This is a genomic window from Clostridium sp. AF12-41, assembly GCF_003461685.1.
GTDB classification, from domain to species: Bacteria; Bacillota; Clostridia; order Lachnospirales; family Lachnospiraceae; genus Otoolea; species Otoolea fessa.
Genome location: NZ_QTXO01000002.1, coordinates 383,384 through 402,195, shown reverse-complemented (window position 1 = coordinate 402,195; position 18,812 = coordinate 383,384). Strand labels below are relative to the sequence as shown.

14 protein-coding genes are annotated in these 18,812 nt (G+C 52.3%); all 14 read left to right on the top strand.

Annotated features, from left to right (window positions below; all coding sequences use genetic code 11):
* The first annotated feature begins 277 nt into the window (after positions 1–277).
* The 14 genes from DWV73_RS05325 (at position 278) to DWV73_RS05260 (ending at position 18,657) form a co-directional block, all read left to right on the top strand.
* Entirely contained in the window at positions 278–1,021 is a 744-nt protein-coding gene (locus tag DWV73_RS05325; RefSeq protein ID WP_117796051.1) for a lysophospholipid acyltransferase family protein, read from the top strand.
* Positions 1,022–1,024: 3 nt separating this feature from the next.
* Complete coding sequence (locus tag DWV73_RS05320; protein ID WP_117796050.1) at positions 1,025–2,149, top strand: bifunctional chorismate mutase/prephenate dehydratase; 1,125 nt, start codon at positions 1,025–1,027, stop codon at positions 2,147–2,149.
* Between the two features lie 106 nt (positions 2,150–2,255).
* Positions 2,256–3,554: an ATP-binding protein gene (locus DWV73_RS05315; RefSeq protein WP_181986214.1), complete on the top strand. Its 1,299-nt coding sequence runs from the start codon at positions 2,256–2,258 to the stop codon at positions 3,552–3,554.
* A 1-nt stretch (position 3,555) separates the two neighbouring features.
* The gene (locus tag DWV73_RS05310) at positions 3,556–5,121 is read left to right on the top strand and encodes an HD domain-containing protein (protein WP_117796049.1); all 1,566 of its coding nucleotides are present in this window, start codon (positions 3,556–3,558) and stop codon (positions 5,119–5,121) included.
* A gap of 2 nt (positions 5,122–5,123) precedes the next feature.
* Entirely contained in the window at positions 5,124–7,253 is a 2,130-nt protein-coding gene (locus DWV73_RS05305; protein ID WP_117796048.1) for an RNA degradosome polyphosphate kinase, read from the top strand.
* Positions 7,254–7,411: 158 nt separating this feature from the next.
* Positions 7,412–8,116, top strand: coding sequence for a response regulator transcription factor (locus DWV73_RS05300; protein WP_022360295.1), 705 nt, complete (start codon positions 7,412–7,414; stop codon positions 8,114–8,116).
* A gap of 7 nt (positions 8,117–8,123) precedes the next feature.
* A complete protein-coding gene (locus DWV73_RS05295; protein WP_107001513.1) occupies positions 8,124–9,245 on the top strand; it encodes a HAMP domain-containing sensor histidine kinase in 1,122 nt (373 codons plus the stop codon).
* A 196-nt stretch (positions 9,246–9,441) separates the two neighbouring features.
* A complete protein-coding gene (locus DWV73_RS05290; protein ID WP_107001432.1) occupies positions 9,442–11,898 on the top strand; it encodes a hypothetical protein in 2,457 nt (818 codons plus the stop codon).
* Complete coding sequence (locus DWV73_RS05285; RefSeq protein WP_107001433.1) at positions 11,898–12,860, top strand: ABC transporter ATP-binding protein; 963 nt, start codon at positions 11,898–11,900, stop codon at positions 12,858–12,860. Before DWV73_RS05290 ends, DWV73_RS05285 begins: the two co-directional genes overlap by 1 nt.
* A complete protein-coding gene (locus DWV73_RS05280; RefSeq protein ID WP_117796047.1) occupies positions 12,838–13,761 on the top strand; it encodes an ABC transporter permease subunit in 924 nt (307 codons plus the stop codon). Before DWV73_RS05285 ends, DWV73_RS05280 begins: the two co-directional genes overlap by 23 nt.
* Before the next feature lie 55 nt (positions 13,762–13,816).
* Positions 13,817–15,139, top strand: coding sequence for an SPFH domain-containing protein (locus DWV73_RS05275; protein WP_117796046.1), 1,323 nt, complete (start codon positions 13,817–13,819; stop codon positions 15,137–15,139).
* Between the two features lie 5 nt (positions 15,140–15,144).
* A complete protein-coding gene (locus DWV73_RS05270) occupies positions 15,145–16,230 on the top strand; it encodes a TFIIB-type zinc ribbon-containing protein (protein ID WP_117796139.1) in 1,086 nt (361 codons plus the stop codon).
* Positions 16,227–17,108 (top strand): TPM domain-containing protein, encoded by an 882-nt coding sequence (locus tag DWV73_RS05265; RefSeq protein WP_117796045.1) that lies wholly within the window; start codon positions 16,227–16,229, stop codon positions 17,106–17,108. The genes DWV73_RS05270 and DWV73_RS05265 overlap by 4 nt, the downstream gene beginning before the upstream one ends.
* 37 nt (positions 17,109–17,145) lie before the next feature.
* Complete coding sequence (locus DWV73_RS05260; protein WP_242995746.1) at positions 17,146–18,657, top strand: SEL1-like repeat protein; 1,512 nt, start codon at positions 17,146–17,148, stop codon at positions 18,655–18,657.
* Positions 18,658–18,812 lie beyond the last annotated feature (155 nt).

Genomic DNA, 18,812 nt, shown 5'->3' with positions numbered 1-18,812 from the left:
CTGTTCACAGGTAGGCACTTTTGGAACCGAAAGTGCCGTAAGAAAACGTGGTGGCAGCAGGAATTTGCCGTATTTAAATGCGAAGCCACGGCAAATTCCGATACTGGGCACGTATGCGTGAACAGTAACAGAGGCAGGATGTCTTACAAGGAAAGTCTTGTAAAACCCTGCTTCTTTCTATATAATGAGACAGTAAAGCAGTCTGTCTGGAAATGAAAATAGCAGGATAAAAACCAGACGGTTTCGGACAGATACAAGAGAAAAGAGAGGTATCAGTATGTTTCGCGCGATAAAGATAGTAGGAACGATCGTCAGCTTCCTTGTTGGTTCCATCGGCACATTGCACCGTATGGATAAACAGGGACAGGTAGATCCGGTCGCAGTGGAGGAAGAAAGCACCCAGATGGTGCGTAATATTTTTGAAAAACTGCTCAAAATGGCAGGTGTGACGGTAGAGGTGCGCGGATATGAAAATATTCCGCAGGATCGCCCGGTGCTCTATGTGGGAAACCACCGGAGCTATTTTGATATCCTGGTTGGCTATACGACGGTTCCGGGACTGATGGGATTTGTGGCAAAGAAAGAGATGGAGAAGATTCCGCTCTTGTCAAAATGGATGCTCAATGTCAACTGTCTGTTTTTAGATCGGAATAATATAAAAGAAGGTTTAAAAACGATTCTGGCGGGGATCGAGAAGGTGCGCCGCGGCGTTTCTGTCTGGATTTTTCCGGAGGGAACCCGCAATAAAAATGAACAGCTTTCAGATCTGCTTCCATTTAAAGAGGGAAGCTTGAAGATTGCAGAGAAAGCTGGCTGTCCGGTTGTTCCAGTGGCGATCAAGGGAACAGCGGAGGTCTTTGAGAAGCATATTCCGCTTATTTGTCCAAGCCATGTCGTGATTGAGTTCGGCGAGCCGTTTATCGTGAAAGAGCTGGATCCGGAGAACCGGAAGTTTGTCGGCGCATATACGAGAGAAAAGATCGCAGGGATGCTTTCAGAGATGGAAAAGGAGAACAGCTAAGAGATGGATTTGCTGGAGATAAGAGGGCGTCTGGACCAGATTGACACCCAGATAGAAAAGTTATTTGAGGAGAGAATGCGCCTTTGCAGCGAGGTGGCAGAGTATAAGATCGCGACCGGAAAGGCGGTTTACGACGCCGAGCGTGAGAAACAGAAGATCGAGTCAGTTCAGGCGATGGCGGAGAGCGAGTTCAACAAGCAGGCGGTTGCCGAACTGTTTTTGCAGATGATGACGCTGAGCCGCCGGTATCAGTATCAGACCATTGCAGGGCGCGTCGGCGGTCCGGATCTGGGCTTCCATAAGGTGGAGAAGCTTGAAACAGCCGGAAAACGCGTGGTGTTCCAGGGATTAGAGGGTGCTTACGGTCATGCGGCGGCGCTGCAGTTCTTTGGAAAAGACGCGGATATCCATCATGTACGCCGGTTTGAGGATATGATGGTGGAGATTCAGGAGGGAAAAGCTGATTTTGCGGTGCTTCCGATTGAAAATTCTTCCGCCGGTGCCGTGACGGACAACTATGATCTGCTTTTAAAATACGACAATGTGATCGTGGCGGAAACATTTCTGCCGGTACATCACTACCTGCTTGGCACACCGGACGCGGAACTTTCCGATGTGAAGCGTGTTTTTGCCCATCCGCAGGCGTTGATGCAGAGCAGCGACTTCTTAAACCAGCACGACTGGCAGCAGCTCAGCATGGAAAATAATGCTGTGGCGGCACAGAAGGTACGCGATGAGAAAGATCCGTCACAGGCGGCAGTCGCAGGTGAGGTGGCAGGTGAGATTTACGGACTCAAAAAGCTGGCAGGTCCGATCAACAACTGTCCGGACAATACGACCCGTTTCCTGATTTTGGCGAAGGATCGCGTCTATCAGGCGGGTGCAGAGAAAATCAGCCTCTGTTTCGAGCTGCCGCACCGCAGCGGTACGCTGTACAGTATGCTCGGCAATTTTATTTTCAATGACGTCAATATGCGTATGATCGAGTCCCGTCCGATCCCAGAGGAGAGTTGGCAGTACCGCTTCTTCGTGGACATCGAGGGAAACCTGGAGGATGCCGGTGTGCAGAATGCACTGTACGGAATCATGCGCGAAGCGAAAAATGTAAAAATATTAGGAAATTACTAGACTCTTTAGCTTAGGACAAGACAGAATGGGTTGCTGTCCACGGGCAGGCATTTTTGAGACTGAAAGTACTGTAAAAAAATGTGATGGTAACCGGAAAGGCAGAATAATGGAAGAAAAAAGAAAAAATACGATGATTTTATACCGCAACCTGCGGTATCAGCAGTTATTTGACGATATGTGCAGCCTCTTAAAACCAGAGGAAGGCGAGGCACGCCCGGATGCATATGCATGCGCGAGTCAGCTCATCGATCTGGCAGTGACCTATGGATTCCGCGGAAACCTGTGGCATTGTTTCCTGGCGTTCTGCATGGCAAACAATGAAAATGCCTACAGCACATCCTGCGAGATCATCGGACCGGTCGGCGGCAGTTTGAGCGAGCTTGCACGCCACGATTTTGCACAGGTCAGAGAGCTTTTTTCCCTGGATATTGCCCGTCTGGACGAGACTGAGAACGGCATCTGGTCGGAGATGAAGCATTACGAAAATGCGCTGGAAAACAGCAAGGCGTTCAACCACCGCATCCGCGACCGGATCGTTGAATTATCGGTTTCCCTGGAGCATGCGGAGAGTGATCAGGAATTTCAGGATATCGTGACCGAATTTTATAAAGAATTTGGTGTTGGCAAGTTTGGCCTTAACAAAGCATTCCATATTATCATGGATGAGGAGGCAAAACAGGTTGATATCGAGCCGATCACGCGCGTAGAACATATCAAGCTTAACGATCTGGTCGGCTATGAGCTGCAGAAAGCCAAGCTGATTGAGAATACCGAGGCATTTATCGAGGGGCGCGCGGCAAACAACTGCCTGCTTTTCGGTGACAGCGGTACCGGTAAATCATCCAGTATCAAGGCGATCTTAAATCAGTATTATGACCGCGGACTCCGCATGATCGAGGTGTACAAGCACCAGTTCCGCGGACTGTCAGATGTCCTGGAGCAGATCAAAGACCGCAACTACAAATTTATCATTTATATGGACGATCTTTCCTTTGAGGAATATGAGCTGGAATATAAATATCTGAAAGCAATCATTGAAGGTGGTCTCGGCATTAAGCCGCAGAATGTCCTGATCTATGCGACATCGAACCGCCGCCACTTAATCCGCGAGAAATTCAGCGATAAGCGCGAGCTGGACGACGATCTGCACTCCAACGATACGGTGCAGGAAAAACTGTCTTTGGTTGCGCGTTTTGGCGTCACGATCTACTATGGATCACCGGACAAGAAAGAATTCCAGAACATCGTCCGCGTACTGGCAGACAAATACCACATCCATATGCCGGAGGCAGATCTGCTTCTGGAAGCCAACAAGTGGGAGTTAAGCCACGGCGGGCTGTCCGGACGTACTGCCACCCAGTTTATTGCAAATTTACGCAGCAAGCTGAAAGGAGAGATCAAGTAATATGACCGTTAAAACCTTTGCCGCTATTGATGTGGGTTCCTTCGAACTGGAGCTGGGAATTTTCGAGATTTCTGCTTCCGCCGGAATCCGCGAGATTGATCATGTGCGCCATGCGCTGGCGCTTGGCAAAGACACGTACAATGACGGACGTTTGAGCCACGAGATCGTGGAGGAAATGTGCGAGGTCCTGAATAAGTTCCGGGAAGTGATGAAAACATACCGGGTATCGGATTACCGGGCATTTGCGAGCAGTGCGCTTCGGGAGGCGCGGAACAGCCAGATGGTACTGGACCGGATTCTGGTGCGTACCGGACTCCGGGTCCGCACGATGAACAACTCGGAGCTGCGTTTTAAGAGTTATAAAGCTGTTGCAGCCAGGGAGGAAGAATTCCAGCGCACCGTGAAAAATGGCGCGGCGCTGATGGATGTCGGATTCGGAAGCACCCAGATCTCCCTCTTTGATGAGGAGGTACTGGTATCGACGCAGAACCTTCTGCTCGGCGTGCTGCGTTTAAGCGAAATGTCAGCACACTGGCGCGTCGATTACCGGAAGATCCCGGCGATCATCGACGAGCTGGTAGAAAATGAATTATACACATTTCGGAAGATATTTTTAAAAGAGCATCAGATCGAGACGCTGATTGCGACCGGCGAGACAATGAATTATATGATCAGCCGAGGCATGCATGAAAAAGGCGGGGCGCGGTTCACGGCAAAGGAATTTGGCGTGTTCTGCGAGAAGCTGATCGGAATGTCCTCGGAGGAGATTCAGGAGCGCTATGAGCTGCCGCAGGATTACGCAGAAGTGTTGATTCCAAGTGCGATTCTCTACCGGAAGATATTAGACATGACGGGTGCTTCCTATATCTGGGCACCGGGGACGACACTCTGCGATGGTATCGCGGCAGAGTACGCACAGGAAAACCGTCTGGTCCGCTTCCATCATGATTTTGAGGCAGATATTCTCTCAACGGCGCGCCAGATGGCGAAGCGCTACCGCTGCCACGGCGCACATGTGCGCGAGGTAGAGCGGTCGGCGGAGATGATCTTTGATGCAACGAAAAAATACCATGGTCTGGGAGCGCGGGAACGGCTGCTTTTAAAGATCGCAGCGACCCTGCATGACTGCGGCAAGTTTGTCAGCATCACGCGCGGTTCGGAAAGCTCGTACCAGATCATCATGGATACGGAGATTATCGGAATTTCCCATCTGGAGCGCGAGGTTGTAGCCAATATCGTGCGCTACAACATTCAGGAATATGCCTACGATGAGGTCATCCTGGAGTCGGATCTGTCCCAGTATGCGGGGCTTGGAACCTCCCGGAGAGAGCTGACGATCCTGATTGCGAAGCTGACGGCAATTTTGCGTCTGGCCAATTCGATGGACCGCAGCCACCGCCAGAAGCTGAGCGACAGCCGCATCGCTGTGCGGAACGGCAGTCTGGTGATTACGACGGACTGTCCGGAGAGTATCGTGCTGGAGCAGTATTCATTTGACCAGAAGGCAGATTTCTTTGAGGAAGTCTTTGGAATACGGCCTGTACTCAGGCAGAAAAGAGGGGTATAAGGATGTCGGATGCAGTGTTGAAATACGGAGAACCTGAAAATTATGTAAACCGTGAACTGAGCTGGCTGGAATTTAACTACCGGATTCTGGGTGAGGCGCGCGATAAGACGACCCCACTGTTTGAACGCCTGAAATTTTTAAGCATCACGGCGTCGAATCTGGATGAGTTTTTCATGGTCCGCGTGGCATCCCTCAAGGACATGGTTCACGCCAATTATACGAAGCGGGATATTGCGGGTATGACGGCACAGGAACAGCTGGATGCGATTGATGGAAAAACGCATGAGCTGGTCGAGAATCAGTACCGGACCTACAACCGGATGCTCCTGCCGCTCTTAAAACAGCACGGTCTGCGCGTGGTCACCGAGCATGAGAAGCTGACGAAGGAAGAAGCGGTGTACGTTGATCGGTATTTTGAGGAATCGGTCTACCCGGTCCTCACGCCGATGGCGGTTGATTCCTCCCGCCCGTTCCCGCTTATTCACAATAAATCGTTAAATATCGCCGCGCTGGTTCGCAAGAAAAAGGGAGACGGCGAGCTGGAATTTGCGATGGTCTGCGTGCCGGGCGGGCTTCCACGCGTGGTGGAGCTGCCGTGCCAGGAGGGCAAATCGATCATTTATCTGGAAGAAGTCATCGAGCGGAACATCGACAAATTGTTCTTAAATTATGATATTATCAGCTGCCATCCGTTCCGTGTCATGCGAAATGCCGATCTGAGCATCGACGAGGATGAGGCGGAGGATTTGCTCAAGGAGATCGAGCAGAAGCTCAAGAAACGCCAGTGGGGCGAGGTTATTCGCCTGGATATCGAGAAAAAGGCGGACAAGCGCCTCTTAGACATCCTCAAAAAGGAGCTGCACGTCGGCGGGCACGCGATCTATGAGATTGACGGACCGCTTGATCTGACGGTTCTCATGAAGGTGTTCGGTCTGCCGGGCTTTGACGAATTTAAGACACCGCCGTACACGCCGCAGCCGGTTCCGGCGCTGATGAATGAGGATGATATTTTTGCCAATATCCGCAAAGGCGATATATTGCTGACCCACCCGTTTGAGACCTTTGAGCCGGTCGTCAATTTTATCAAGAAAGCTGCCCGCGACCCGGAGGTGCTGGCGATCAAGCAGACACTCTACCGTGTCAGCGGTAACTCCCCGATTATCGCGGCGCTTGCTGAAGCGGCGGACAATGGAAAACAGGTGTCGGTCTTGGTTGAGCTGAAAGCCCGTTTTGACGAGGAAAACAATATTCTCTGGGCGAAGATGCTGGAAAAAGCCGGCTGCCACGTTATCTACGGCCTGCTGGGGCTGAAAACACACAGTAAGATCACGCTGGTAGTGCGCCGCGAGGAAGAGGGCATCCGCCGCTACGTCCATCTGGGAACTGGAAATTACAACGATTCGACGGCAAAACTTTACACCGACTGCGGTCTTTTAACCTGTGATCCGCTGATCGGTGAGGATGCGACTGCAGTCTTTAACATGCTGTCGGGTTATTCGGAGCCGCTTGGCTGGAACAAGCTGTCGCTGGCGCCGCTGTGGCTGCGCGGACGTTTTCTGCGCCTGATCCAGCGGGAAACGCGCAACGCCCGCGAAGGTATTCCAGCGCGGATCGTGGCAAAGATGAACTCCCTGTGCGACCGTGAGATCATTGCGAGTCTTTACGAGGCGTCCAATGCGGGGGTAAAAATACAACTCATCGTCCGCGGCATCTGCTGTCTGCGCGCCGGGATTCCGGGATTAAGCGAGAATATAACGGTCTGCTCGATCGTTGGAAATTTCCTTGAACACAGCCGTATTTTCTACTTCGAGAACGATGGTGAACCGCAGATTTTCATGGGAAGTGCCGACTGGATGCCGCGAAACCTCGACCGTCGTGTGGAGATTCTCTTCCCGGTTGAGGATGAGAAGCTGAAAGCACGCATCTGTCACATCTTAGAGGTACAGCTTGCCGACAATGTCAAGGCGCAGTACCTGAGACCGGACGGAACCTACGCTAAACGCAACCGCCGCGGCAAAGAGCCGGTCTGCGCGCAGGATACCTTCTGTGCGGAGGCAGTGCAGGCGGCGAAGGAAGCTGGAAAAAAGCAGGACCCGGCGGCGATGAGGGTGTTTATTCCGCTGGAACAATAAAGAAATTGCAGTTCGCAGATAAGCAAAATTCTCCAAAAATGTAATAAATTTTTAAAGCATAAATCCTCCCCATATGGTAAACTGGAAACAGGTATATTCGTCTGGTATTTCGCATAGAAATACCGGGAACCTGCATTACATATGAGGGAGGTTTTTTTATGTCTGAAATACACGTTCTGGTGGTGGATGATGAGAAAGAGATTGCCGATCTGGTGGAGATTTATCTGGTCAGTGATGGTTATAAAGTATATAAGGCATCCAATGCGTTAGAGGGATTGGAGATTCTGGAGAAGGAGACGATTCATCTGGTGCTTCTCGATATCATGATGCCGGGGATGGATGGTCTGGAGATGTGCCGCAAGATCCGGGAGACGAACAATATCCCGATCATCATGCTGAGCGCGCGCTCAGCGGATCTGGATAAGATTCTGGGACTGGGAACCGGCGCGGATGATTACGTGACGAAACCATTTAACCCGCTGGAGCTGACGGCGCGCGTCAAATCACAGCTTCGCCGCTATACGCAGTTAAATCCGCAGAGCGGTGCAGGAAACCAGGTTAAAAATGAGATCTCGATCAAGGGGCTCACGATCAACAAAGATAATCATAAAGTGACGGTGTACGGCGAGGAGATCAAGCTGACGCCGATCGAATTTGACATTCTGTATCTGCTGGCATCCAATCCGGGGCGGGTCTTCAGCACCGATGAAATCTTTGAGAAGGTGTGGAATGAGAAAGTCTACGAGGCAAATAACACGGTTATGGTACATATCAGACGGCTTCGCGGCAAGATGAAGGAGGACACCCGACAGAACAAGATCATTACAACGGTCTGGGGGGTAGGATACAAAATTGAAAAATAAAAAAGATATGAGTCGCCGATTCCGGACACGGATGGTCATGAACATCGTTTACAGCACCGTGGTGGCATGCCTGGTGGAGGTGTTTCTGATTGCCAATGTTTCGATGATCAGCAGCTATCTGCGGGAGACGCGGTACCGGGATTCTTTTTTCCTGCGCCTGACGGAGACAGAGACACTGATGGCATTTGTCTATCTTCTGTCGGGCATCGCGATCTTCTCAGTCACTTTTTTTGCCCTCCAGGAGCGGTCCATGCGCTATATCAGCCGGATCTCGTCCGCGATTCAGAATATTTCCGAGGGCGATTTGAATACGACGATCGAGGTGCGGGGCGACGACGAGTTTACGGCGATGGCGGTCAATTTAAATAAGATGGTCGGGGATATCCGGAATCTGATGGACAAGGAGCGCGAGGCGGAGCGCACGAAGAATGAGCTGATTACCAATGTGGCACACGATCTGCGGACACCGCTGACCTCGATCATCGGCTATCTTGAACTTCTGTCCGGCAAGGTGGAGATTCCTGCAGAAATGCAGAAAAAATATATTGATATTGCCTATGCAAAATCGAAACGTCTGGAAAAACTGATCGAAGATTTGTTTGGTTTTACCAAAATGAATTATGGAAAAGTGGCAATGCACGTGTCGAAGGTGGACATCGTCAAACTGCTCAGCCAGCTGTTGGAGGAATTTTATCCGAGCTTCAAGGACAAAAACCTCTCCTACGAGCTGCAGAGCAATGTCCCGGGCAAGGTTATCACGGCAGACGGAAATCTTCTGGCGCGCCTCTTTGACAACCTGATCAATAACGCGATCAAGTACGGTGCGGACGGAAAACGGGTGCTGGTGCAGATTCACGCGGAGGAAGAGGTCGTGACCGTCTCGGTGACGAACTACGGTTACGTGATTCCGGCGGACGAGCTGCCTCTTTTATTTAATAAATTCTACCGCGTGGAACAGTCGCGATCGACCAACACGGGCGGCACAGGGTTAGGTCTGGCGATCGCCAAAAATATCGTCGATATGCACGGTGGCACGATTCAGGTAACGAGCGATCTGAATGGAACGGTGTTTACGGTGCGCCTGCGGACGAATTTTGACATCAACAGGGAAAATTTCCAGATGCCGTAAAGGCGAGTGTGGGAAAGAATCTGATAGACATTTTAATGGATTTTTGGTTACTGTTCACAGGTAGGCACTTTTGGAACCGAAAGTGCCGTAAGAAAACATGGTGGCAGCAGGAATTTGCCGTATTTAAATGCGAAGCCACGGCAAATTCCGTTACTGGGCACGTATGCGTGAACAGTTACAGATAGGGAGAGAAAGAATGCAGAAAAAGAGGGGAATACAGTTCTTTTTTGCGATATTGATCGGATGGATGGCACTATTCTGCCTTCCTGCAGGGTACGCATATGCCTCACAGAAGGAAGCAGATGCGCCGCTGTCGATGGATGTTTCCTATGGATTTGACAATACGGCAAAGAGTGACCGTTACCTTCGGGTAACGGTCCTTCTGAATAATGATACAGCGCCGTTTGAGGGAACGCTGGAATTTCTGACCGCGCAGTCCAGTCTGGAGGCGTACCAGTATTCCTATCCGTTATCGTTGGCAGCGGGGGAGAAGTTTGAACAAGAATATTATATCCCGCTGGGTGTGCGGGCGGATCAGATGTTTGTATCGGTACAGGATGTAAACGGGAAAACAATCATCCGGAAACGTCTGAAACTTGGTTCTGAGGAGGACGTTGCGGAGAGTTATATCGGAATTTTGACGGATACGCCGGAGGCACTTTCTTATTTAGACGGCGCGGGCATCCGATATGGGACGCTTCGGACGCGGGCGGTTTTTCTGGATGCCGAGCAGGCACCGGATGACCGGCTGGGTTACGATCCGCTGGATCTGGTAATTGTGTCTGGATTTGACCTGGATTCGCTCAGCGATGTCCAGTATGAGGCGCTGCGGCGCTGGGTGGAAGACGGCGGTACGATCCTCTTTGGCGGCGGTGTGGATTGTGCGAGAAATTATGGCAGGTTTGCAGAGAAGGTGCTGGAGCCGCCGTATCTGGATGCGGTAACCGTTCCGGTCAGTCTGGGCGGGGAGACGGCACCGGGCGAGCAGACGGGGGAGATCCAGGCAGAATGCGTCGATGTGAACCTGAAGAACGGCAGCACTCTGCTGGCGGGGGAAGTGTTCCCGCTGTTATCCCATACGAACTGCAAACAGGGGCGGATCGTGGCAGCTGCCTTTTCGATGGATGCGATCAGCGATTTGTGTCTGACCAATCCATCCTCATTTGAAAAGCTGTATACGCTGGTGCTGGGAAGTGATACCGTGGACGAGCTGGCACAGGAGGATTACTACGGTTATTCGGGCTCGTATTTCAGCGTACAGGGGCTGGTCAACACCGGCAATGCGGGGCGGCTTCCGAAGGTTGCGGCATATACGGTGATCGTGGTGGTCTATCTGCTTTTGATCGGTCCGGGCATCTATTTCTACTTAAAAAAGCGGGGAATTTACCGGTATTATCTGCCGGCGGTGACACTGGGGGCGTTTTTGTTTACCGGCATTATTTATGCGCTGGGCGTAAAGACACGCTTCCGGGAGCCGTTTGTGACGTATGCGTCGATTCTGGATACCTCGGGAGAAGAGGCGGAAGAAGCCACTTATATGAACATCCGAAGCCCTTATAACAAGCCGTATTCGGTGAGCTTAAAGCCGGGCTATGAGGTGCGCCCGATGACGCGCAGTTACTATTACGATGCGGTTTCGGCGGTGCGCTTTACCGGTGAGGAAGAGTATCATACGAACTTTGTTTATCAGCCGGAACGGGTCGAAATTAAAATGCGGGATACGGTCGCATTTTCACCGAATCTGTTTACCCTGCGTCGTGAGCTGGAGAAAACGGACGCGATGGGCGTTCAGGGAAATATTTCCTATTTTGACGGCGTGGTGTCGGGAACGGTAAAAAACTGTTTTGAGGAACCGCTGGAGAATGCGGCTCTGCTCATTAATGGGAAAGCGGTGCTGCTGGGAAGATTAGAGCCTGGGCAGACGGTTTCTCTGGATGGAAAGGAGAGCTGCGATTATCCGGTCAGCTATTCGTATGCGGCAGCACAGATGGTGACCGGGGCGGATCAGTATGAGAAAGCGGAGATTGAGGATTCGGACTATTTAAAGGCGCAGGAGCGGACGAGACTTTTGAGCTTTTATCTGGATTCCGGCGCGGGGCGCAATCCGTCTGAGGCGTGCCTGGTGGCATTTTCAACCCGGAAGCTCCAGGGCGAGGAAGATTTCCTGGCGGATGCGAGTACACTTCGGGAAGGATTTTGCATGGTGACCGAGTCAATCCCGCTGAACCGTGAAAAAGACGGAAAACTTTACCGTTCGGCGCTTGAGGAAGATCCAACGGTGCTCGCCGGAAATTATGAGGCGGCGTACAACACAATGTATAGCGGTGAAACAGCGGAGGCTGCGACGGTCGAATATTCGCTGGGAAGTGACCTTGTCATTGAAAAGCTTACGTTTGAGACTCTGTCACCGCGATTTTCGGAAAATCCGCTCTATCCGTATATGTCATCCTTCTCCGGAAGCATGTATTTCTATAACTATGAGACCGGGCGCAATGACCGGATCGAGCTGAAATCAGAGTATTCGGCAAAGGAGCTTTCGCCGTACCTGTCTCCGTCGAACACATTGACCGTCAAATATGTGCCGGAACAGACGGGAGAGTATGGCTGGGAAAGCCAGCTTCCAAGAATCTATGTCGTAGGGAGGAGAGAGTGATGCTGACGATTAAAAACCTCAGAAAACGATATGGCAATTTTCAAGCGCTGGATGGGCTGAATCTGGAGGTCGCGGACGGGGAACTCTTTGGATTCGTGGGTCCCAATGGGGCAGGCAAGACGACGACGCTCAAGATTCTTGCGGGACTTCTCGTTCCCGATGAGGGCGAGGTGGAGATCGGCGGACTGGATGTTTACTCAGACGGAAAAGAACTCCGGCGGCGGATCGGCTATGTGCCGGATTTCTTCGGAGTATATGATAACCTGAAAGTATCGGAATATATGGAATTTTTTGCATCCTGCTACGGAATTACGGGGCTGCAGGCGCGGACGCGCTGCCATACGCTTCTGGAACAGGTGCGGCTGGAAGATAAAGAGGACTTTTTTGTGGACGGGCTTTCGAGAGGTATGAAGCAGCGCCTCTGTCTGGCGCGGGCGCTCATCCACGATCCGGATCTTCTGATCCTGGATGAACCGGCTTCCGGGCTGGATCCTCGCACCCGGGTGGAGTATACGGCGATTCTGAAAGAACTGCGCGATCAGGGAAAAACGCTGCTCGTCAGCTCCCATATTTTATCGGAATTGTCAGAGCTTTGTACCTCGATCGGCATCATTGAGCAGGGAAGAACGGTCCTGCAGGGCAGCATGGATCAGATTTTTGCGCGGATCAACTCGTCCAATCCGCTTCTGATCTCGATTTTCAGCCAGAAAGAAAAGGCGCTTGCGATCCTGAAAAGCCATCCTTGCGTGCAGACGATCGCGGTGCAGGGGGATGAGATCAAGCTGGGCTTTTTGGGGGATCGGCAGGATGAGGCGCTGCTTTTGCAGCAGCTTATCGATGCGGATGTGATGGTCAGCAGCTTTATGCGCGAGAAGGGAAGCCTGGAATCACTGTTTATGCAGATCACAGGACATGAAGAAGAGAGGGCGGTGCTGAAACATGAGATGGAATCCGGTATTTAGGAGGGAAATGACAGTCGGGAGCCGCAGCATCCGCATGATGGCGATTCTGTTTGTTTTTAACAGTATTCTGGCGGCGGTGGCGCTGTTTAATATGTATTCGGTGGCGGAGCAGGTCAGGACGACGGCGGAGATCCAGTATTCGCAGTTTCTGGATCTCTACACGTTCGTCTCCTCGATCGAATTTATCATGCTGCTTTTCATCATGCCGGCGCTGACTGCCAGCAGTATCAGCGGCGAGCGGGAACGCCAGACGCTGGAACTGATGCTGACGACCACGATGGAGCCGCGTGACATGGTGCTTGGAAAACTGGCGTCCTCGCTGGTGACGATGCTGGTGCTGGCGGTCTCGGCGCTTCCGGTACAGGCGCTCGTATTTGTCTATGGGGGCATTACGCTGCAGGACATCGGGATGCTGTTCCTGTGCCACGGCGTTGTGGCAATTTTAACGGGCAGTATCGGGATCTTTTATTCATCGGTGCTGCGCCGCTCGACGGTATCGACCGTCTGCTCCTATGTGACGGTGGTGGCGCTGACGGCGGGAACGATGGCGGTCAATCTGTTTGCATACCGGATGGCGCTCCGGGCGGCAGATTCGTATGTATCTAATCTCAATGCATCGGAAATGGCAAGTTCCGGCATTTTACGCTATCTCTTTCTTTTCAATCCGGCTGTCTCGTTTTATAATGTAATTAACGGACAGGCGGGAAGCGGCGACATGAGAAAATGGTTCGAGCCACTGTTTGGCGTATTTCCAGACAATGCGATCACAGCACACTGGACGGCGTGCAGCCTGATTTTGCAGTGTATGCTGGCGATGGTGCTGATCGCGGCAGCAGTATGGGCGATCACGCCGGGAAAATGGAATCGGCATGGGAAAAATAAAGGGAATGATAACCGATAGATAGAAAAAGCAGAAAAACAGAGAAACTATGAATTTGGAGAAGGAGGCAGTGAGTATGGGAATTATCAGAGCAGCGGCACACGCGGTCGGCGGCGGGCTGGCAGATCAGTGGCTGGAAGTGATTGAACCGGAAAATATGGGGGAACAGACCGTATTTTCAGCGGGTGTGCAGACACGCCGTGGAGAGAACCGGAAGAGAACACCGGAAACGGTGTCCAATGGTTCTGTGATCCATGTGTACCCGAATCAGTTTATGATGCTGGTGGACGGCGGTAAGGTCGTTGATTATACAGCGGAAGAGGGTTATTATACAGTGCAGAATTCATCCCTGCCGTCTCTGTTTAACGGACAGTTCGGCGATGCACTGAAAGAATCCTTCAACCGTGTGCGTTATGGCGGACAGACGCCGTATGCACAGAAGGTCTACTATATTAATCTCCAGGAGATCAAGGGAATCAAGTTCGGCACACGGACGCCGATCAACTATTTTGATTTATTCTATAATTCCGAGCTGTTTCTGCGCGCACATGGAACTTACTCCATCAAGATCACGGATCCACTGAAATTTTATGCGGAGGCTATTCCGAAAAATCAGGATCAGGTGGAGATTGATTCCATCAATGAGCAGTATTTAGCGGAGTTCCTGGAAGCGCTGCAGACCTCGATCAACCAGATGTCGGCGGATGGCGTGCGGATTTCCTTTGTAGCCTCCAAAGGCAGGGAACTGGGACGCTATATGGCGGAGACGCTGGATGAAGAGTGGAATCGTCTGCGTGGCATGGAGATCCAGTCAGTCGGTATCGCCAGCATTTCCTATGATGAAGAATCGCAGAAACTCATCAATATGCGGAATCAGGGCGCGATGCTCGGCGACCCGTCGGTGCGCGAGGGGTATGTACAGGGCGCGATGGCACGCGGCTTTGAGGCAGCCGGTTCCAACGGAAGCGGTGCGATGGCAGGCTTCATGGGAATGGGCGCCGGCATGAACTTCGGCGGCGGATTTATGGGCGCCGCATCGGCGTCCAACCTGCAGCAGATGCAGATGCAGCAGGCGGCGCGGCAGGGATATGCGGCACCGCAGGGCGGCTATGCGCCGGGGCAGGCGAATGGAGCGCCGCAGGGTGGTTATGCACAGCAGCCGAGACAGATGAATGCGGCACCACAGGGCGGCTATGCACAACCGGCAGGACAGAACGCAGCGCCGCAGGGTAGTGCGGCAGCTCCGGCAGAATCCTGGACTTGTGAGTGCGGCAATGTCAACCACGGAAAGTTCTGCTCCGAGTGCGGCAAGCCAAGACCAGCCGGTCCATGGACCTGCAGCTGCGGAACGGTCAATACAGGTAAGTTTTGTTCCGAATGCGGAAAACCGAGGTCATAGGGCGTATGGAGATACAATCATATAAGTGTCCAAACTGCGGCGGCGGGCTGGTGTTTGATCCGAAGACGCAGAAATTTAAATGTGAATACTGCCTCTCAGCGTTTACGGAAGAGACGTTGAAAGAGATGGAAGAGGCAGCCAGAAAGTCAGAGGAGGCTTCGAAGCCGGGGGGAATGCCGGAAGCGGAAAAGATAGAGAGCCAGAAGCAGGCGGAGTCTAAGATGGTTCTCTATACCTGCCCGAGCTGCGGCGCGGAGATTGTGGCACAGGAGACGACGGCGTCCACGTACTGCTGTTACTGCCACAATCCGGTGGTTCTTTCGGGAAGTCTGGACGGTAAATACCGCCCGGACGGTCTGATTCCGTTTGAGATCGACAAGAAAAAGGCAAAAGAAATCTTTAAAAACTGGATTCAGAAGAAAAAGTATGTGCCGGATGATTTCTACTCGCCGCGTCAGATGGAGTATCTGGAGGGAATTTATTATCCATATTGGATGTATAGCTGCCAGGTATCCGGTGAGATGCAGGCGGAGGCGCTGCGGAAACGCGTGACGGTGTCGGGGGAGATCGAGTATATCGAGACGAGCCGTTACCATCTGGAGAAAAAGGCGGAGCTTCCCATCAAGGATGTGGCGCGCAACGCGTTAAAGCAGGCGGACCGCAGCCTTGCCGAGACCGTGCTTCCGTTTGATATGAAGAAGCTGCGCCCGTTTCAGGCAGGCTATTTTCTGGGATTTAGGGCGGAGCGGCGCGACCGGGAAAAGGAAGAATTCGCACAGGAGATTGAGCAGGAGATCAAGCAGTATACGAGAGAATCTCTGCAAAATAGCGTCTCCGGCTACGATCATGTGGATATCCGGAACCACCGGGAGACCATCACGGGGGAAAAATGGAACTATGCTATGCTTCCAGTGTGGATGATGACCTACCCGGATTCGAAGAACGGGCAGATGTACTATTTTGCCATGAATGGGGAAAATGGAAAGGTCTGCGGCGTCCTGCCGGTTGATTCGAAAAAACTGGTGCGCCTGTTTTTGACGATTTTCATTCCTGTGTTTGTACTTTTGCTGCTGGGAGGATACCTGATATGATAGAGAATCAAAATGCGGGAGTCACACAGAAAAAGAAGAAATATGGACGGCTGAAAGGTTTTATATGCTTCTCCGTTGCAGCATTTATTTCATTTTCACAGGTCAGCCCTATATGGGCGGCGGAAGGCACGCGCGTCTTCGACGAGGCGGGACTGTTCAGCGCGGAAGAAGTGCAGGAGCTGGAGACACGGATCGATGAGGTGCGTGATTCACAGGATGCCGATCTGGCGGTACTGACAGTCGAGGACGCACAGGGAGAATCGGCGGAAAGCTATGCCGATGATTTTTACGACAGCCACGGACTGGGCGTCGGGGACGATGCGAGTGGTATTCTGCTTTCGATCGATATGGACAACCGGGAGATATACGTTTCTACCACCGGGTATGCGATGAAGGTGCTGACGGATGCGCGGGTAGAGAAGGTGCTGGATGCGGCATATGACAGCGTGGCGGATGGAAACTATGCGGAAGGCGCGCTGGGGGCGATCGACAGCATCGAAAATTATCTGGAGATGGGCGTTCCGGCGGGACAGTATACGCAGGTGCGCGAGGAGAAAAAACATTCCCTGGAATGGTATGAGGTGCTGTTTGCGGCGGTTGCGGCAGCGATCGTGGCGGCACTCCCGTGCTTTTCGGTGATGCGCCAGTATAAGATGCAGAAAGAACACCGCCAGTCGCTGGGTTTCCATATGGCATACCGGGCGGACAGTGCGCTGCATTTTGTCCAAAATGAGGAGCAGTTTGTAAACCGATCGGTAGTGACCAGACGGATTCCGAAAAATCCGGGTCCGGGCGCTTCGGGCGGTTCGGCTGGAAGGACGACCATACATCAGGGCAGCAGCGGAAGGATGCACGGCGGTGGAGGCAGAAAGTTTTAATTGATACAATTTCGTGTGGAAGGCGGATGAATGATATATGACAATCCTGATGACAGGCTTATGTGAGAAAGGTGCAGACCAGATCTGGAAACAGTGTAACGATGCGATGTACGCCCAGGGAGTTACCTGGCTGGAAGAGGCGGCATATGCGGGCGATGCAGAAGCATGGTTCTTTTTAGGACACTGTTACAGCTGGGGGGACGGGGCTGTCGGGTTCAATGAGAAAAAAGCGTATGAATGTTACCTGCGGGGGGCTTCGGCGGGAAGTGCCCGGGCAGTGTTAGGAGCGCTGCGCGCCGGTCAGTATGACGAACAGATGAAGCAGTCGGCACGTTATTCCATCGAGGAAAGTTACCGTCAGGTGCGGGATGCCGCTGAGATGGGCGATGTCTATGCCGCGTGGCAGATGGGCGAGGCAGTTGAGTGGGAAGATCTGGTCGATTATATGCCGAAGACTGAGAGCGCCCGTGAGCAGTGCCTCTTCTGGTACGAACGGGCGGCGGACGGCGGCATTATCCCGGCGATGGTTAAGATGGGAAAATGCTGCCAGAATGGTACATACCGGGAAAAAGATGAAAAAGAGGCACTTCGCTGGGCGAACCAGTGCGCCGCCAGCGGGGAGGTCTGGGGACTCTTCCAGATGGGGGAACATTACCGCCAGGAAGAAGACTGGGAAGCTGCATTCCAATATGACTATGCGGCGGCAAAGCAGGGGTCTTCCCGCGCCATGCTGTATCTGGGGCAGATGTACTTAAACGGACAGGGCACAGAGCGCGATATTCAGGCGGCCGTTCAGGCGCTGGAAGGAGCCGCGGCGCGGAACGAGGCGGAGAGCTTTGAAGAACTTGGAAATCTGTTCTATCAGGATGAACTGGTGGAGCGCGATGATGAAAAAGCGTTTTACTGGTATGGAAAAGCATATGCGGCAGGCATCAAAGAGGCGGCGCTTCCGTTAGCCCGCCTGTATCTGCGCCCGTCCGATGAGCAGGACACTGTCCGGGCAGAAAAACTTCTGCGGGAGGCAGCTGGGATCGAGACCGACGGACAGGCAAGCCTGGCGCTTGGAAATATCTATCGGGATGGTCTGAACGGCGAGATTGATATGAAGCAGGCGGTTTCCTGGTACGAAAAAGGCGCTTCGCAGGGAAATCCAGAGTGCATGGAGATTCTTGGATGCCTGTATTTCCAGGGCGAAGAGGGAGTAGACCGCGATTATGCAAAAGCATTTGAGTGGCTGAACCGGTGCGAGGAAGCCGGAAGTCTGCAGTCTGCATCCAAGTTAGGCTATCTCTATATGAAGGGAGAAGGCTGCACCGCCGATGAAAATAAGGCGAAGGAGCTTTTTGAGCGGGCGGCACAGACGGAATGTGACGGATATGCACTCTATGAGCTTGGATTTATCTACGAACGGAAAAATGAATCCCCGGAAGATCTCGAGCGGGCGGCACAGTGCTACCAGAAGGCGATCGAGATGGGAAATGAGAGTGCTTCACGGCGGTTTTCTCATTTTAAGAAGGGATTGTTTGGGCGCTGGAAGATCACGTATTAAGGGGAATTTTTCTTGCGCTGTGCCATAAAGTATGATAGAATTTTTAACTAAAGTGAGCAGGGGGTCCCGTAACTTTGCGGGAGAATTGCAAAACCACACAGAACACTTACATGGCAGAAAGTTTGACTCCGGCATCCTTTGCAAAGATGGGGACG

Excerpts from the sequence above, each read along its gene's own strand:
- DWV73_RS05325 (WP_117796051.1), top strand. The coding sequence starts at position 278 with ATGTTTCGCGCGATAAAGATAGTAGGAACGATCGTCAGCTTCCTTGTT.
- DWV73_RS05320 (WP_117796050.1), top strand. The coding sequence starts at position 1,025 with ATGGATTTGCTGGAGATAAGAGGGCGTCTGGACCAGATTGACACCCAG.
- DWV73_RS05315 (WP_181986214.1), top strand. The coding sequence starts at position 2,256 with ATGGAAGAAAAAAGAAAAAATACGATGATTTTATACCGCAACCTGCGG.
- DWV73_RS05310 (WP_117796049.1), top strand. The coding sequence starts at position 3,556 with ATGACCGTTAAAACCTTTGCCGCTATTGATGTGGGTTCCTTCGAACTG.
- DWV73_RS05305 (WP_117796048.1), top strand. The coding sequence starts at position 5,124 with ATGTCGGATGCAGTGTTGAAATACGGAGAACCTGAAAATTATGTAAAC.
- DWV73_RS05300 (WP_022360295.1), top strand. The coding sequence starts at position 7,412 with ATGTCTGAAATACACGTTCTGGTGGTGGATGATGAGAAAGAGATTGCC.
- DWV73_RS05295 (WP_107001513.1), top strand. The coding sequence starts at position 8,124 with ATGAGTCGCCGATTCCGGACACGGATGGTCATGAACATCGTTTACAGC.
- DWV73_RS05290 (WP_107001432.1), top strand. The coding sequence starts at position 9,442 with ATGCAGAAAAAGAGGGGAATACAGTTCTTTTTTGCGATATTGATCGGA.
- DWV73_RS05285 (WP_107001433.1), top strand. The coding sequence starts at position 11,898 with ATGCTGACGATTAAAAACCTCAGAAAACGATATGGCAATTTTCAAGCG.
- DWV73_RS05280 (WP_117796047.1), top strand. The coding sequence starts at position 12,838 with ATGAGATGGAATCCGGTATTTAGGAGGGAAATGACAGTCGGGAGCCGC.
- DWV73_RS05275 (WP_117796046.1), top strand. The coding sequence starts at position 13,817 with ATGGGAATTATCAGAGCAGCGGCACACGCGGTCGGCGGCGGGCTGGCA.
- DWV73_RS05270 (WP_117796139.1), top strand. The coding sequence starts at position 15,145 with ATGGAGATACAATCATATAAGTGTCCAAACTGCGGCGGCGGGCTGGTG.
- DWV73_RS05265 (WP_117796045.1), top strand. The coding sequence starts at position 16,227 with ATGATAGAGAATCAAAATGCGGGAGTCACACAGAAAAAGAAGAAATAT.
- DWV73_RS05260 (WP_242995746.1), top strand. The coding sequence starts at position 17,146 with ATGACAATCCTGATGACAGGCTTATGTGAGAAAGGTGCAGACCAGATC.